Annotated in this window: 13 protein-coding genes and 1 pseudogene; 9 read left to right on the top strand and 5 right to left on the bottom strand. The window is 32.3% G+C overall.

All coding sequences use genetic code 11. The features are described from left to right. The first annotated feature begins 17 nt into the window (after window positions 1-17). Complete coding sequence (locus MKY27_RS14305; RefSeq protein WP_339195957.1) at window positions 18-857, top strand: GIY-YIG nuclease family protein; 840 nt, start codon at window positions 18-20, stop codon at window positions 855-857. Window positions 858-893: 36 nt separating this feature from the next. On the opposite strand, the gene MKY27_RS14300 is transcribed toward MKY27_RS14305, so the two are convergent. After that, window positions 894-1,781, bottom strand: a complete 888-nt coding sequence (locus MKY27_RS14300; RefSeq protein ID WP_339195955.1) for an ATP-binding protein — start codon at window positions 1,779-1,781, stop codon at window positions 894-896. A 304-nt stretch (window positions 1,782-2,085) separates the two neighbouring features. On the opposite strand from MKY27_RS14300, the gene MKY27_RS14295 reads away from it, so the two are divergent. The 5 genes from MKY27_RS14295 (at window position 2,086) to MKY27_RS14275 (ending at window position 10,938) form a co-directional block, all read left to right on the top strand. Next, window positions 2,086-3,270 (top strand): DUF262 domain-containing protein, encoded by a 1,185-nt coding sequence (locus MKY27_RS14295; protein ID WP_339195953.1) that lies wholly within the window; start codon window positions 2,086-2,088, stop codon window positions 3,268-3,270. Between the two features lies 1 nt (window position 3,271). Then, window positions 3,272-4,693: an AAA family ATPase gene (locus tag MKY27_RS14290; RefSeq protein WP_339195951.1), complete on the top strand. Its 1,422-nt coding sequence runs from the start codon at window positions 3,272-3,274 to the stop codon at window positions 4,691-4,693. 233 nt (window positions 4,694-4,926) lie between these two features. Further along, the gene (locus MKY27_RS14285; RefSeq protein WP_339195949.1) at window positions 4,927-8,103 is read left to right on the top strand and encodes an HsdR family type I site-specific deoxyribonuclease; all 3,177 of its coding nucleotides are present in this window, start codon (window positions 4,927-4,929) and stop codon (window positions 8,101-8,103) included. Window positions 8,104-8,122: 19 nt separating this feature from the next. Beyond that, window positions 8,123-9,748 (top strand): class I SAM-dependent DNA methyltransferase, encoded by a 1,626-nt coding sequence (locus tag MKY27_RS14280; RefSeq protein WP_339195948.1) that lies wholly within the window; start codon window positions 8,123-8,125, stop codon window positions 9,746-9,748. Between the two features lie 50 nt (window positions 9,749-9,798). Next, window positions 9,799-10,938, top strand: a complete 1,140-nt coding sequence (locus tag MKY27_RS14275; protein WP_339195947.1) for a restriction endonuclease subunit S — start codon at window positions 9,799-9,801, stop codon at window positions 10,936-10,938. 734 nt (window positions 10,939-11,672) lie between these two features. Here the strand turns inward: MKY27_RS14275 and MKY27_RS14270 are convergent. The 4 genes from MKY27_RS14270 to MKY27_RS14255 all read right to left on the bottom strand — a co-directional run bounded on the left by MKY27_RS14270 (window position 11,673) and on the right by MKY27_RS14255 (window position 14,533). Next, the gene (locus tag MKY27_RS14270) at window positions 11,673-11,927 is read right to left on the bottom strand and encodes a hypothetical protein (protein ID WP_339195945.1); all 255 of its coding nucleotides are present in this window, start codon (window positions 11,925-11,927) and stop codon (window positions 11,673-11,675) included. A gap of 140 nt (window positions 11,928-12,067) precedes the next feature. Beyond that, complete coding sequence (locus MKY27_RS14265) at window positions 12,068-12,547, bottom strand: hypothetical protein (RefSeq protein WP_339195943.1); 480 nt, start codon at window positions 12,545-12,547, stop codon at window positions 12,068-12,070. After that, the gene (locus MKY27_RS14260; protein ID WP_339195942.1) at window positions 12,540-13,805 is read right to left on the bottom strand and encodes a replicative DNA helicase; all 1,266 of its coding nucleotides are present in this window, start codon (window positions 13,803-13,805) and stop codon (window positions 12,540-12,542) included. Before MKY27_RS14260 ends, MKY27_RS14265 begins: the two co-directional genes overlap by 8 nt. Next, on the bottom strand, window positions 13,802-14,533 hold the full coding sequence (locus MKY27_RS14255; protein WP_339195940.1) for a conserved phage C-terminal domain-containing protein: 732 nt from the start codon (window positions 14,531-14,533) through the stop codon (window positions 13,802-13,804). Before MKY27_RS14255 ends, MKY27_RS14260 begins: the two co-directional genes overlap by 4 nt. Before the next feature lie 555 nt (window positions 14,534-15,088). Here MKY27_RS14255 and MKY27_RS14250 point away from each other — a divergent pair. From MKY27_RS14250 to MKY27_RS14240, 3 genes and pseudogenes are all read left to right on the top strand, one after another. Further along, window positions 15,089-15,271, top strand: coding sequence for a hypothetical protein (locus MKY27_RS14250; RefSeq protein ID WP_339195938.1), 183 nt, complete (start codon window positions 15,089-15,091; stop codon window positions 15,269-15,271). Window positions 15,272-15,277: 6 nt separating this feature from the next. Next, a pseudogene (locus tag MKY27_RS14245) lies at window positions 15,278-16,069 on the top strand (restriction endonuclease). Window positions 16,070-16,243: 174 nt separating this feature from the next. Beyond that, window positions 16,244-16,780 (top strand): helix-turn-helix transcriptional regulator, encoded by a 537-nt coding sequence (locus MKY27_RS14240; protein ID WP_339195936.1) that lies wholly within the window; start codon window positions 16,244-16,246, stop codon window positions 16,778-16,780. Window positions 16,781-16,788: the final 8 nt, after the last annotated feature.

Below are 16,788 nucleotides of genomic sequence, written 5' to 3'. Positions count from 1 at the left end.
GTAAAAGGAGAAAGAAAATGACTTTCGGAAAAACAATTAAGATGTTTCTAATCGATGGAGATCCAAGCGGTAGACTAACATGTGAATTGTCTAACTGGACAGGATTAGCATATAGAATTCCTAGAACTGAAGTGAAAAAATGCGGTGATCGTCCTAATTTAAATTCTACGGGTGTCTATATGTTATTCGGCAGAAATGAAGATGATAAAGAAGCTGTATATATTGGGGAAGCAGAGGAAGTATATACTCGGTTACAAAGTCATTTGCGTGAAAAGGATTTTTGGAATGAAGTTATTGTGTTTATTAGTAAGGATGAGAACTTAAATAAAGCTCATATAAAGTATATTGAAAACAAATTATATGAAAAAGCTAAAGCTGCAAACCGTTATGACCTATTGAACTGCAACATCCCACCGATGCCTTCTATATCAGAAGCAGATCGTGCAGAAATGGATGAATTTATTAGTAACCTTGTAATGATGGTAAATACCTTAGGTCATAAGTTATTTGAAGAGATTAAAGATAACTTGGATTCAATTAATAGTGAGGTTTGGTATATAAATGCAGCTCGGGGTGCAAAAGCGAAAGGAATTCAAACACAAGAAGGGTTTGTAGTTCTAAAAGGTTCAAAAATTGCCAATAGCACTGTAGACTCTTTTTCTGATCGATTAACTGCAAAACGGGAAGATTTAATAAATTCATTGAAAGTTCAAGTAATAGATGGAGAGTATGAGGTAATGGCAGATTTGTTATTTTCTAGTCCATCATTAGCAGCTGCAATTGTAATGGGGAGAAGTGCGAATGGGATGACGGAGTGGAAGGATAGAAAAGGTAGAACACTAAAAGATTTATCATAAGAAATAAATTAACAGCCCAGTTCATAGGGCTGTTTTTTACTTTTTAAGCTTTACCTTCCAAAGATAATCACCTTGTACAAGTAAAAATCCATTTTTATATGATGCGTTGTATTCTTTATCATTAGCATCGGAAAAGGTAAGTTTATATATAAGTTTCTTTTCTGTTATACCATCTTCATCGACACCTAAAGGAAAGCACTGAGAAGATGTGAATCCGAATTCGAAGTAAGTTATTATTTCATCATTAGCTGGAATCTTTAATTGATAATCGGCACCTACAATATTTCCTTCTGTTCCAAATAGACGATGCGAAGTAAGTAGTTGTTCATCTTCAAAAATGTCTAAACATCCCCATGTAATTGTAAGTGGTTTATTTGAATAATTACTTAGTTTACACCTAATTTGAGCACATCCAGTGGAAGGGTTAGTAGCATAAAGTTCTCCATCCAAAATTTTTAGTTCTACTAATCCAGCGTTATACATTTTATCTAAATCGGCTCGAGTAATAAAATCATTTGTAGCGCCTCTACGAATTTTCATAAAACCCTTTTCAAAATCATTTTTATATTTCTTTCTTAAAATATATGGCCTATTGCTTGGGATAATCTCTAGTACATGAAATTTCTTCTCCTGATAGTAAACTGAGTGCAATTTAATATTTAATAATGGTTCAATATTTTCGAAAACCAATTGTTCAATATTGGATTGATCTACGTATGATTCGAGGCCGATTAAGTTTTTAGTACCATTTTCTTCTTTAACACCACAAATTATATATTTTGAGCCTTTGGAATGACTATTAGCAAATGAGATAACATCTTTTAGCAAGTTTTTGAAATCATTTGAAGGATAAAAATTAGATTTGAAATCTAATGTATCTCCTTCATCTAACAGTAATAATCTTTCAAATTGATTAATATTCATATTTAACCCTCACATTTCAAATAATATTTGATATACGCTACTTTTTATCTATAATACTAAGTATAATATAAATACATATTGTGTAAATATATCTGATTTTTGTAAGTGATATGTTATTAAAGGAAAATGCAGGATATAAACAAGAATTAAGGTTATCCACGTGATGTACAAAAAACTGCTGTAGATATTTAAATTAAACGGCTGAATGAAATAAGGTGTATTAGAAAGTACGTTAGATAATATTTCGAAATTGCTATTAAATAATAGCGGTTAAATGGCTTAGCAAATAATTGGAGGTATAATTATGAAATGTGTCGTAACTGAATTAGAAATAGAAACAATTCACGGGAGAATACGTAAACAAGATTTAAACTTGAGTCCAAATTTTCAACGTGGTGAGGTATGGAGTGTAGCAAAAAAGAAGAAATTAATTGATTCAATTTTAAGAGGATGGAGAATACCACCCATTCATCTTATTGAAACAGAAGATTACATAGATGAAGTATTAGATGGACAGCAGAGATTGGCAGCGATTAGAGATTTCGTTTCAGACAATTTTACAATTGATGGAACTATTAAACCGGAAGATGAAAAGATTGTTAACTTAGATGGATTGAAATTTAGTGATTTAGAACCACAAATGCAAAGAAAATTTATGAAATATAGTTTAACTGTAATTAGACTAACTGATTTTTCTCCTGAAGAACCGGCAGAATTGTTTTTTAGGTTAAATCAGCCGGCTACGCTAACTTCTGCAGAACAAAGAAATTCATATATAGGAGATACAAGAAATCAAATAAAAAATTTAGTTGAATACTTTGAAAGTATTGGCGCTGATAAAAGTACTATTGGTTTTTCAAACTCTAGAATGGCATACGATGATATAATATCTAAATTTTGCTACATGTTAGAAAAAGGGAGTATTAAAAAGAAAATTACTTCTAATAATATCTCAGAAAAATATAGAAATAATGAACCTTTTAGTGAAGAAATAATCATTTCTGCTAAGGAAACTTTAGATTTCTTTATAAAAAGTTCTCAAATGGGGCATCAAAAATTTATTATTACGAAATTAAATATTAATAAAGCTACTCTCTTTAGTTGGCTGATTTTTTCTTATAAAAATAAAGATCATTTAAATAAATATCAAATGGCAGAATTGATATATTCATTTGAGTATGCAAGAGAAGTGATAAAAGGAAAAATAAAAGATATTCCTTTTGGATATGAGAAAGTAGCAGGGTTATTAAATGAAAATAATTATTTAAATCAGTTACTTTTAATTTTTAATCAAAGGGCTAGTATGGGAAGTACAGATGCAACATCAATAATATACAGGGATTTAATTTTAGAAATATATTTATGCAAATATTTTGAAGAGTCGAGTATGAGAACCCCATTAAAAGAATATATAAATGACCTAGATAAATATAATGTTGGACAATTTTTAGAATCAATTACGTATGAACTAAATTGGGGGGAACTATAAAATGTTTAGATTAGCTAGAGTCCCTGATATTTGGCGTAAAGTTGAAAAAAATAGTTATAGGTATCATTTAGATAGTATTGAATTAAATGGTGTTTTAGGTATACAAGACCCCTTAAGATTTCAAAAAGGAATTTTTGCAATTTGTGGTTTAAACGGCGTAGGTAAATCAACTGTATTTACCGCTATAAAAGACGTTTTAGGTATTGAGGTTAGTAGCAGTGAAAAAAATAAACTCCATGATATTGAAATTAAAGGAACTTTAAAAGATGGAAATAAACTAATCGAAATCAAAAATTCTGATGGACAAAGATTAGTTAACGTCGTTCAAGGGGATATTCTATTAGAATACATTGATTTTCATAAGTTAGTAAAAATTAATGATTTAATAAATCAACCTAATTTTAATGATTTTATAGATCAGTCTGATGACAATGTATTTGATGATAATGATATTACTGCTTTAAATTATTTAATTGGAAAAACTTATGATTCAGTAGTTCTAAGGGAAATTGAAATAGAAGATGATTATGTAATCCCGTATTTTCAGGTTGAATGTAATGGATTGAATTATGATAGTTTAGCAATGGGGATGGGGGAACATTTTTTATTTTATGTATATTGGACTTTTAAAAGAATAAATACATATGGAATACTTTTGATTGAAGAACCAGAAGTGTTTATTAGTGTAACCTCTCAAGTGAACTTAATGAACTTTATAGTTGAGAAGATGAATGAACATAAATTCTCTGTTATGTTGGTAACACATTCGCCATTTATACTTCAAAATATAAGTACAGAAAATATGTTAATTATGAATAATTATTTAAATTCTTTTGATGTGTATAAACCACAAACAAAAGAAGATACTTTATCTAAGTTAGGGTTGATTCTAGGGAAGAAAGGTATAATTGTATTCGAAGATATACTTGCAAAGGAATTTTTTGTGAGTTTTTGTAGACGATATGCGAAAAAAATTCTAATAGAATTTGAGTTAGAATTAGTAAATGGGTTTTCGGATATAACAAAAATTTTGAGTATACCGAAATTACAGAGAATGAATTATATGATTCTAGGAATTTATGACGGTGATATGAGAGGTAGCGATAAAATTCCAATAGAATCATTAAATTGGAATTATGAATTTCTACCTGGTGAAAAAAGTCTAGAGGAAGAGTTTCAAGCACTAACTAGATCCAATTTAAATTATCTATCAAATGCGATAGGTATTGAAGAAAGTGAATTAAGAATTATTCTAGGCAGAATCCAGGGGAAAGAATCTCATGATTGGTTGATAGAACTTAGTAAAGAAACGCATAATAGTTTTACTATTATTGTAGATGTTTTAACAATTTTATGGGAGACACAAAATATGGATAAATTAAATGCTTTTTTAGAAGTGCTTGAGAGAAAAATAAATTCTTGAACAAATTTGATAGGTTAAATTCGATATTATGATATCCTTTGATATAGAGAAATTTAGAGGTAGTGGCTGATTGATTCCACTACCTTTTTACTTACTTAAGTTGTCATTTTCAATGAATGGTATTATATGTAAATTCAAAGTTATAATAGACCTACAATGGTATAAATAGAATATATCAGAAAAACGAGTAGGCACACCTATTAAAAGAGTAAATAATAATATTGGAGGATACAATGATTCAGCGAAATTTATTTAACGAAGCAACTCGTGTACAAATTCCAGCCATGGTACATCTCACAAGATTAGGTTATGAATACTTTGGTAAAATATCAGAAGAAACCGCTGGCCAAATCTATGATCCGGATACTAATATCCTCTTGGAAGTATTTAAAAGACAATTTGAAAAATTAAACCCAGAAAGTAGCGGAGATGTAGAACAAGCCTTACGTGAAATCCGGCAAGAATTGGATAATGATGATTTAGGACGCAGCTTTTATAATCGTCTAACTACTATTTCGCCTATAAGGTTAATCGATTTTGATAATCCAAAAAATAATGTTTTTCATTTTACAGCAGAATTCACATGTAAACGTGATCAAGATGAGTTTCGTCCTGATATCACACTTTTTGTAAATGGGCTTCCACTTGTGTTAATTGAAGTGAAAAAACCAAATAATCAAGGTGGAATGGTAGCTGAAAGTAATCGTATGAATCTTCGGCGTTTCCCAAATAAAAAATTTCGTAGATTCATCAATATTACACAGTTAATGATATTTTCCAATAATATGGAGTATGACTCTGTTGGAGGTATTGTGCCTATTCAAGGCGCTTTTTATTGCACAGCAGCTCGTGATTTTGCTCCTTTCAATTGTTTTAGAGAAGAAAATCCGGCAAATCAAGAGATAGCACCTTTTATACAAAATTATGGTTATAATGCTTTCAATTCTGATATGGAGAAAAGGATATTATTTGATTATAATTGTCAGGTCATTCGTACTTCACCAGAATATCAAACTAATTTAAATTTCAATACGCCCACAAATCGTATCATTACTTCGATGTGTAGTCCTGAACGCTTACTATATATCCTTAAATACGGAATTGTATATGTGAAGATGGAACGTGAAGTCGATGGTGTAATTGAGAGTATAGATCAGAAGCATATTATGCGTTATCAACAAATGTTCGCATCAATGGCAATATGTAATAAATTGGATGAAGGCATTAAGTCTGGTGTCATTTGGCATACTCAAGGGAGTGGTAAAACAGCACTTTCTTATTATTTAAATAAAGTATTGGCAAATTATTTTGCTGCACAAAATAAAGTTGCGAAATTCTATTTCATCGTTGATAGGTTAGATTTACTAGAACAAGCATCTCAAGAATTTGAAGCTCGTGGTCTAGAAGTAAAAACTGCTAATTCTCGTGCTGAATTAATGAATCAATTTAAAACCCATCAGGCACTTGAGGGCAATAGTGGTAAAAGTGAAATTACAGTTGTAAATATCCAACGCTTTGCAGAGGATAAGGAAAAAATTGACATTCCACCTTATGCTACTAACCTTCAACGAATATTTATTATTGATGAAGCTCATCGTGGATATAATCCAACAGGCAGTTTTTTAGCTAATCTATTTGAATCAGATAAATACTCCATTAAAATCGCTTTAACTGGTACTCCTCTTCTTAAACAAGAACGCGCTTCTTGGAAAGTATTTGGGGATTACATTCATACGTATTACTATGACAAGTCTATTCAGGATGGCTATACACTTAAAATCATTCGCGAAGATATTGAAACGTCCTACCGCGAAAATCTTTCAGCAATTCATGAAAAATTAGAAAAGCTTGTTGAGAAGAAAAGTATCACGAAAAACCAGATTATCGAACATGAGAGTTATGTTAAAGAGCTGCTTCGCTTTATAATTAAAGACCTAAAGAGATTTAGATTAATACATGGAGATGAAACTCTTGGAGGTATGGTAATATGTGAATCGAGTGAACAAGCCCGAAATCTTTATGCCTTTTTTAACGATGTTCAATATGAAATTAATTCCCAGTCATCAGAAAAGATTAATTTAAAAGTTGGGTTAATTCTTCACGATAGCGAAGATAAAGAAACGCGAAAACAAATTGTTAAGGACTTCAAAAAGAATATGACAGTTGATATTTTGATAGTTTTTAATATGCTATTAACTGGATTTGATGCACCTCGTTTAAAACGTCTTTACTTTGGTAGAAAACTAAAAGATCATAATTTACTTCAAGCTCTAACACGTATTAATCGTCCTTATAAAGACAATCGCTATGGATACGTTATTGACTTTGCAGATATAAAAAAAAATTTCGAGGAAACGAATGAAGCATATTTTAAAGAACTGAATCGCTTTAATGATATTGACGAAACAGGCGAAGGAAATGCTACAGATACCTTCCAGCAAGTCATCGAAGATAAAGCAGCATTAATCGCTCAGATGCAAGAGGCACGTCAAACATTGTTTAATTACACGACAGATAATCTTGAAGAATTCAGCTCTGAGATATCAACCATTGAGGATAAAAAAGAACTCCTGCAATTGAAGAAGGTATTAGTTTCTGCCCGTGATTGTTGTAATATTGTCCGTACTTTTGGAGATGATGATTTAAAAAAAGCATTTTCTCATCTTGAAATATTTAAGCTACCAACAATGATTTCTGAAGTTCAAAATCATATTAACAATATCAATCAAAAAGAAGCATTTAATCAAGATGATTCAACAAAGATGCTTATTAACGAAACTATGAAAGATATTACATTTAATTTCAGTAAAATTGATGAAGAAGAAATGCAAATTATTTCAGGTGGCATGGAGTTACAAGAAAAATGGAACCGCGCCATTCATGAATTTACAGAAAATATAGATCCTGACGACCCAGAATTTATTACGTTACGTGAAGCCTTTATTTTAAGATTTAAAGAATATGGTTTTGTGATAGATAGTATTAGTGAATTCAAAGAACACTCAAAAGCAATAGATGAAATTCTAAAAAAAATGGAAGACTTGAAAAAACGAAACAATGTACTTTTAAAGAAATACAAAGGTGATGTAAAATTTGTTCGTGTTCATAAAAGAATTCGTGAAGAAAACGCAAAACGTAATATTGAACATAAAAAGCCAATTGTTTCAGAGTATGATGAATCAGTCATGAATGCATTACTTTATATTAAAAGTGATATTGACCAGCAAGTTTATGACAGAAATGATATTCTGAAAAAAGACGCATATTTTGAACAAACAGTTATGAAGGAAATTATAAAAGGTATGAATAAGCTCAACTTTGATAATTCAAGAGAAGACCGCTTATTCATCCAAGTTCGCGTCACAAAACAATATTTAGATCAATACAGTGGAATTTATCCGACTGCATAGATTAACTTAGGAGAGTCATATGAATATTAAAGACCACACAATATCACTTATTGATGAACTAAAATCTACTTGCCAAACTTATGGGATGGGGAACGATGGTAATGAATATAAAATCATTACGCAAGTTTTCTTATATAAATACATCAATGACAAGTTTGGCTATGAAGTGAAAAAAATTAGTCCTATTCTTGCTAAAGCTGAGAAATGGGAAATAGAATATGCAAATATGCCCGAGGATAATCGTCTGGATATTTTGGATGCACTTTCTCCAGATGTTCCTCGTCTTAATCCTGAACACTTGATCTCCTTTTTGTGGAATCAACAGCAAAAAGGCGATTTTGACTTGATTTTTGATAGTACGATGATTGATATTGCAGATAAAAATATTGCTATTTTTGCTACACAAACAGCACAAAAGACTAAGATTCCTTTATTTGAGTCAATTACTACTTTTGTTACTGATACAGCAGAACGAGCATCTTTCGCTCGTGCTTTAGTTGATAAATTGGTTAATTTCTCATTTGAAGATGCATTTGCACAAAATTACGATTTCTTTGCAGCTATTTTTGAATATCTAATTAAAGATTACAATACTGCAGGTGGTGGAAAGTATGCAGAATACTATACTCCACACGCTATTGCCACAATTATGGCAAGATTACTTGTTGGAGACAATGCTGATTTACACAATATTGAGTGTTACGATCCATCAGCTGGAACTGGGACGTTATTAATGGCTCTTGCTCACCAAGTCAAAGAAGATCGTTGTACTATTTTTGCACAAGATATTTCTCAACGAAGCAACAAAATGTTGAAACTGAATTTAATTTTAAATGGTCTTGTTTCTTCTCTAGATCATGCAATTCAAGGAGATACGTTAGTTTCGCCTTATCACAAATCAGATGATGGAAAATCACTGCGTCAATTTGATTTTGTAGTATCAAATCCTCCATTTAAAATGGATTTTTCTGACATTCACGAGAAATTGACTGCAATGCCAGCACGCTTCTGGGCTGGTATTCCTAATATACCAACTAAAAAGAAAGAAAGTATGGCTATTTACACTTCTTTCATACAGCATGTTATAAATTCTTTGAAAGAAGGTACTGGACGTGGTGCAATAGTTGTTCCTACTGGATTTGTAACTTCGAAAAGTGGTGTTGAAAGAAAAATTCTAAAATATATAGTTGATGAAAAAATAGTTTATGGATGTATTAATATGCCTGCAAATGTTTTTGCAACGACTGGAACAAATGTTTCTGTACTTTTCTTTGACAAATCAAATCAAACTGAAAAGGTTACCTTAATAGATGCTTCTAAAATGGGGGAAGAATATCAAGATGGTAATAATAAAAAACGTCGCTTACGTACCACTGAAATTGAACAAATTGTATCAAGTTTTAGAAATACAGAAGTAATCGATAATTTTTCAGTCCAAGTTTCTTATGATGAAATCAAAGAAAAAAATTATTCTTTATCAGCCGGTCAGTATTTTAATGTAAAAATAGAGTACACCGAATTAAATCAAGAAGAATTTAATACTCAAATGGAAAATTACTCGAATAATATACAATCTTTATTTAGTGAAGGAAATGAACTACAGAATGAAATAATTGAGCAGCTCAAACTGTTGAAATATAATTAATTTGTATGGTGGGATCTTTAAAGAAATATATCCGATGAAAGGAAATAATTATGATTTATATAACAGATTTAGGTAAAATATTAACCTTTCAAAGGGGTTTTGATTTGCCCTCTTCTAAAAGAGTAGATGGAGAATATCCTATTATTAGTTCTTCTGGTTTTACGGGAAATCATAATGAATATAAATGTGATGGGGAGAATATCATTACAGGTCGTTATGGTACTATAGGAGAAATATATTATTATAATGGTAAGTGTTGGCCTTTGAATACAGCTTTATTTGTTAAGGATTTTAAAGGGAATTATGTACGATATATATACTACTTATTAAAACATGTACTAAAAATTGATGGTAAAGATAAAAGTACTGTTCCAGGTGTTGATAGAAATGTACTTCACTCTATGAAGGTTCCATTTATAAAAGAAGTGGAGGAACAGAAAAAGGTTGTTAATATTTTAGAGAAAATAGATAACAAAATTACCATTAATAATAAAATAAATGATAATCTAGAGAAACAAATAAAGATGATATATGATTATTGGTTTACACAATTTGATTTTCCAAATGAAACTGGGAAACCGTATCGTTCATCAGGTGGGAAAATGATTTGGAATAATGAACTAAAACGTGAAATCCCTGAAGGTTGGCAAGTTGCCCCTTTAAAAGATTTGTTAATCAAAAATACAATAGCTTTTGACTATTTAAAAGAGTTACCAGCTGTTGATTTGAGTGTTATGCCTTCGGATTCAATTTCGCTTAATCAATTAAATAAAAGTTCAAATTTTACTACAAATCTATATAAAATGAACTGTGGGGACATTTTATTTGGTAGTATTCGACCGTATCTTCATAAGGCTGGTATTGCTCCTTGTGATGGTGTAGTTGCTGGCACGATACATTCTTATAAAGTAAAAGATGAGAAATTTTATAATTTTATTTTAGCTACTATTACACGGAAAATGTTTTTTGATTTTGCATTAAATGTTTCAACGGGTAGTAAAATGCCTGTTGTAAGCAATGATGTATTACTTTCATATAAAGTTGCTTATTCTAGTGAACTCGTAAAAAAATTCAGTGTAATACCACTAAAAGATACTATAGTAAAAAATGTTCAGCAAAATCAAATGCTTGTTCAATTAAGAGATTGGTTACTTCCTATGATTATAAATGGACAAATAGTCCAAGATTAAACAAACGATGAAATTTATTATTCATCAACTAAATATTTATTGAAGGAGTTCTAATTTTAAAAAGGTTTTTCTGCTTTTAAGTGAATTTTTGATGAAGGAATAAATTAAAAATAGTCAAAAACGTAGTCAAAAAAATCAATTGCCCCCGCAAGTATTGATTTTACAACATTCCGAGATGGTGGGTTCGACTCCCACCGTCTCCATAATAAGATTTTATTGAGACTCAATGAATGTGGTGAAATGAAGTATAAATTTTCCGTTTGGGATCTGGCAGAGTGAAATTACTCCACACGTTTTGGGTTTCCCTTATAACAGTAAGTGCTAATAACAAGCAGTAAGAATGTATCTTAATGAGGTAGGATAAGGAGATGCTACCAAAGTTAAGGCAGTTATGGCACCAGGTGGCAAATTGATGTTAATAGACGTTGCCAAATTACTTCTGTGAAAGACGTAGTGACAAACCTAAAAGCAAAAGACATTAAATTATTAGACTATTTAATTGCAACACAACTTGCCTTAGATCATATTGATTTTTAATCAACGTTTTAAGATAGATCAATTCCTGTAAAAAACTTTATTAGTTCAGGTAAATCGCATACAACAGATAGAAAATTATAAACTGTTAACTTTAATCGATAAGAAGAATATTAAGTATCTTATTACTCATAGTAAATTCCTACTTTAAAAAATACTCTCACTATTATTAAGAAATTGGTGAGAGTATTTTTAATTTTTTATTTATGCAAAGTCTCCAATATAAATTTCTCTGCAGTAAATAAAGCTTGTTCTTTAGTAGAGAAGATTCCGGTTGCTCCATTAATTATTCGATCTTCAATCTCAATAGTATATTCTGCAGAATATTGCTGATCCATAAATTTTTTTAGAGTAATGGAAATCATTAATTCCTCATAATTAAAAACTTCAACACTATAGACTTCGGCTTCAAATGTACCTAATTCATAAATAATTGATTTTTCTAACCCAATCAAGTTAATGCCTCCATTCATTTGTATTATATTTAATTATACGAAGAAACTTTAAGCAATCCTATCATCCGATTTTGATAATTTATGCGTCAAAAATACATTTTCAGGCTATTTGCAGAGGAATCTTATTATATTTTTCTAATTCATACTGTAACGCTGCTCGCACTGTTTTCTACTACAACCTCCCCAATATAATAAGGGAATTTTTTTACCCGCTCCTTCAACATAAACAGATAGATTTCCTCATTTGTTTCGTTATGGAGGATACTCGTGTATTTATGCTGATTATAAATGCTGTGCCATTTTGTCGGTTTGGTGCCATAAATATTAGAATGCAGCATTTGAGCATCGTAGGGTGTTCTTGCAAAATATAGGGCGTACTTACTATCTGAAATATTTGTTGCATAGAGTTTAATCCGATTGATGCCGAGCACATCTCGCTCATTCATTGCGTTAATTTCAGCAATTTCTTCATCAGTAAAAGGTACATCGTAAATACGCTTTGGGTCATCTTCCTTTTGCAAATAGCCTTTCATTAAAGCAAGGTAAATCCAGTAGGCACCGAAGTTTTCTTCGTGTTTTATCATCTCTAATAATAGATTATAGACGCTTACTTTAGGCATTCACTTCGCTCCTTGTCCAAATATGTCCTGTTTTTTTGTTATAGATTGCTTTTGCTGTATCAGTTGGACCATTACGGTTTTTCGCAACGATGAATTCCAGTAAATCAGGGGAATCGGTCTTTTCTGTTTCGTAATACGAGTTGCGATACAGTAAAATAATGACGTCTGCATCTTGTTCAATAGAACCGGAATCACGTAAGTCACTCATTACAGGTCGCTTATTACTCCGCGTTTCAACATTGCGGTTGAGCTGTGAAAGGCAGATGACCGGACAGTTGAACTCTTTAGCCATTTGCTTTAGGGCACGGCTGATTTTACTCATTGCCATCGCCGGATAATCATGGTCGCCATCCGTCTGAATAATTTGTAAGTAATCGATTAATATTACAGGTGTCTTGTTTGGGTTTTGGCGGATGATGCGACGAGCCTGGCTTCTGATTTGTGGCATTGTTAAACTACTGCGGTCATCTAAATGGATATAAGACTTATTGACCTTATCAAGTACATGTAACCAATTATTTTTCTGGTCTTCTGAAAAATACTGTTTCGGGTTGCGCATCTTAAGTCTGGAATAGTAACCTGTCGTTGCAATAAGTCGATTCAGTAAAATGGTTTTACTCATCTCCAACGAAAAGATAATCGGTAAATGTCCTTGCCAGCCAGCTTGTAGGGCGATATTGTTCATGACATCGGTTTTCCCCATTGAAGGTCTCGCTGCTATAATCGTCAATTCGCCTGGTCGAAATCCATCGATTATGGAAGCAAGACTCTGAATGTGGGGGACGATGAGTCCGGGAGTCTCGACATCTTCCCAAGGGCGATTATGCAGCGCGACCAAATCTTGTGTGATGGATGTATCAACTTGATTGCCTTCTAGTTGTGTGTGATCAAGCCGCTCGATAATTTGAGGAATCGCCCAATCTCCTTCAGCAGCCTGAAATAATATTTGGGCTTTTTGTCGTTCACGCCAGATTTCTCGTAATAGTCGGGCATAATCATCAAATTTTTCCGCATCAGCAAACATCATGAGCTCCGTGACATAGGACAGGCCGATTGTTTCCATCTGTTCAAATCGTGCGCTCAGTGTCAGGTAATCGACCGGGTGTCCTTCTACTACGAGCTGCTGCATCAGCATAAAAAGCTGTCGGTGGTGTTGTCCGTAGAACATTTCCGGCTTCAACTGGCTATCCATAATTAAGTAGTTTTCCTCAAGCATTGTAGCTAAAATGCTCTGCTCCAAAAATTCCTTTTTAATCAATAGCATTCACCTTCATCAAAATCGAGTATGACAGGTTCAAAATCAAGATTATTTTCCTGCTGTCTTGTTAGGGCATCGTTTAAATAGCTTTCAAAATTCCCTGGTCTGAATAACGTGATCGGTCTTAAATATTTATTCATCTGCGGATCATTTTTCCAGTTTCTCACTTGTTCATCAATGACTAAGTAGCAATCTTCTACTGTGTAGCCTTCTTTTAAAATAGCCTGGATAAGTCGGATATTTGTTTTAGAACTACCATTAAAATTCTTTTTGGCCTTTTCATTTAAGTAGTAAATGATGTTTGCAATCTCCATGTTGTGTTCGTTATTTGGTTTCTTTATTTTCTTCCCGGGTAATTTTGGCTCTTCAGGAAACAGCTCACCTTGGTTATAAATTTCTGTTTGAAGCAGTTCGTTGAGTTTTTCGTAATTAATCCGGTACCATTTCGTGCGGTCTGTATAGAAACGATTAAATCTGTTGGATGAAACAATAATATGATAGTTTTCCAACTTTCTTAACAGTCTTCTGACTTTCGGAACGTTCCAAAAGAAGCATTGCTTCGACCAATCCTCGTAAGTTTGGCAATACCAAATGTATCCCTCTTTACTAACCCCTTCGGTTTCTAATCGATAACTAAGGTGCTGAAGCAATAACGCTTCCTGAATACCGATTCGAGCTGACAAGCTCGGTGATACAAGTAAGTGCTGTTCGTTCACTAATAATTTCATGTTCTAACCTCCAATTTTTGTTTTACTGTCTTGCCCTATATATGTCCTTCGAAATCAAAAAAGGGGACTAGTTATGTAAAATAATATTTTTGGTTGGAATAATGCTAAGGAACATAAAGAAAAAAATCATACGGTTGCGTTTTAACGCAACAATATATATCTTTTTAAATTCTTTTAAAAGATTTTAAGATCTTAAAGATCTTTTATTGAGGATATTTTTTTGGACAGGGGGATGAGATGGAAGTGACTTACGAGAAGAGATATGAGCAGCAGATGAGAGAAGAATTATGTGGCAGAGAAATACACAAGAAATAGCACTGGATTTTATTGATGGGAGATGACAATAATTCTATTTTGAAATAATAAGTTGTAAAAGAAAACTAGGAAGTATGTGCTTCATTTTAACCAAAGAAACCTGGGGCGATTTCTTAACTCAAATAAATGGATAAGTATGTTGGAATCACTAGTACTGTAATAAAGCTTGTTAAAATGGTAATATTTAATTGTAAATATTTACCTATTAAAGACTTTTCAAATTAGAAAGGGAGATGTATTTTGACTAAGTGGTGGATGGTAAGAGCAGGGGACAACAATGAATTAATCCCTCTTTGGTTACGGCAACAGATTGTATCAATCGGGTGGCCCGATTTAGGTAATCCAAAAATTTATTCAACTAAAGAACAACTTCTGTCTAATGCAGATTTAGTTTATTCAGAAGAAAAGCCTCAAACGAGATAAAGTTGGGTGAGCCAAGTTTGGCGATTTAGTAGTGAAATTAAAAGAGGTGATAGAATTATATCCTATTCGAAGGAAAAACGTGAATATATTATCGGAAGTGTTATTGAAGCACATTATTATGATGGGGCTAATGACAATCCATACCCGAATACATTGAATGTTAATTGGGAAAGTAATGCGATTGATCGAGATAAATTGTCACAAGCTGCTAAGAATAGTTTAGGATCTGTATTGACTGTTTTTAGAGTAGACCAATGGGGGGCTGAAATTGAAGGATTGTTACATAACCCGTCATCGAATGATGTACCTGATGAGATTCCAGATGATGAAGCTGTAGTCATTGAAGATTTAAAGAGTAAAGCTCGACTTATGATTGAAGATAAAGTAGATAAACTTGACCCATGGCAAATGCAAGATTAGATCGGTGGATTACTACAAGCGTTGAAATATAATGTCAGGATAAGTCCTAAAGGTCCAGATGGAGGCGTGGACATTCTAGCGTATAAAGATGCTTTTGGTTTTGAGCAACCTATTATTAAAGTACAAGTAAAGCTTCGTAAATCCACAGCTGGGTCACCTGAAATTCAACAATTATTAGGTGCAAATCCATTAAAAGCAAATTGTCTATTTGTCTCTACCGGTGGATTTACTTCACAAGCCATGATTGTAGCAAGGCAAAATTCTGTTAAGCTAATCGATTTAGAGGAATTAGTACAGTTAATCATTGAGTGGTATGAATTGATGCCAAATGATACTAGAGCATTGTTACCATTACAGAAGATGTATATGCCAGAATAATATTTATCAAGCATCTTTAGAAGGTAGTGAAGCCATAAGGGTTTCTTTACCTTCTTTAACTTTATATCCTAAAATTTTAATAATTGACTTGATAATAAAATATCAACTTGTCCGCCATGTGTCCTGTTCAAGAAATAATGAAATAAATATAGTTGAAGTAGGGGGTGTTCCGATATGGAGAAATTCATAAGTGATATGTTAAAACAAAGAAGACTTGAAGCAAATTTATCCCAAGAACAATTAGCCGAGCGAGCACATGTTGATGTACGAACAGTTAGGAGAATTGAAAACAACGAGGTGAGACATAGCCCGTACTTAAAACACATATGCCAAGTACTTAATATAAGTTTCACGGAAGCCAATCCAGATGAAATTTTAAGTGAGCATCGTAGTATTAATAAACCTAATGTGAATACAGGGAGAGACTTGGCTCATCTTTTAATTCATTGTAATCATCTCGAGTATAATCCTGACCCAGCTGGTCAATTGTCTGAACGTGAAGTCTGGATAATTGAAGAGTTTATGCAAACGATTATGGAAATGATGGAAGTATTCGATTTTGTAGAACAAGATGATCGTCAGTTTTTAATCGATAAGTTTGATGAGGAAATTAAATCCTTGAATAAAGTAGGTTTTTATATTTACGGGAGCTGTAATGATACATTAGTTAACCCATTTAAATATACAGAGTTAGTATTCGCGAAAATTTAGAAGAGGTG

It is taken from the genome of Solibacillus sp. FSL R5-0449 (genome assembly GCF_037975215.1).
Taxonomy (GTDB): Bacteria; Bacillota; Bacilli; order Bacillales_A; family Planococcaceae; genus Solibacillus.
Note: the sequence above shows the minus strand (reverse complement) of the source record. Positions and strands in the feature narration are given on the sequence as shown.

Bases quoted from the DNA above. Each gene is read 5' to 3' on its own strand.
- MKY27_RS14305 (WP_339195957.1), top strand. From the start codon at position 18: ATGACTTTCGGAAAAACAATTAAGATGTTTCTAATCGATGGAGATCCA.
- MKY27_RS14300 (WP_339195955.1), bottom strand. From the start codon at position 1,781: ATGAATATTAATCAATTTGAAAGATTATTACTGTTAGATGAAGGAGAT.
- MKY27_RS14295 (WP_339195953.1), top strand. From the start codon at position 2,086: ATGAAATGTGTCGTAACTGAATTAGAAATAGAAACAATTCACGGGAGA.
- MKY27_RS14290 (WP_339195951.1), top strand. From the start codon at position 3,272: ATGTTTAGATTAGCTAGAGTCCCTGATATTTGGCGTAAAGTTGAAAAA.
- MKY27_RS14285 (WP_339195949.1), top strand. From the start codon at position 4,927: ATGATTCAGCGAAATTTATTTAACGAAGCAACTCGTGTACAAATTCCA.
- MKY27_RS14280 (WP_339195948.1), top strand. From the start codon at position 8,123: ATGAATATTAAAGACCACACAATATCACTTATTGATGAACTAAAATCT.
- MKY27_RS14275 (WP_339195947.1), top strand. From the start codon at position 9,799: ATGATTTATATAACAGATTTAGGTAAAATATTAACCTTTCAAAGGGGT.
- MKY27_RS14265 (WP_339195943.1), bottom strand. From the start codon at position 12,547: ATGCCTAAAGTAAGCGTCTATAATCTATTATTAGAGATGATAAAACAC.
- MKY27_RS14255 (WP_339195940.1), bottom strand. From the start codon at position 14,533: ATGAAATTATTAGTGAACGAACAGCACTTACTTGTATCACCGAGCTTG.
- MKY27_RS14240 (WP_339195936.1), top strand. From the start codon at position 16,244: ATGGAGAAATTCATAAGTGATATGTTAAAACAAAGAAGACTTGAAGCA.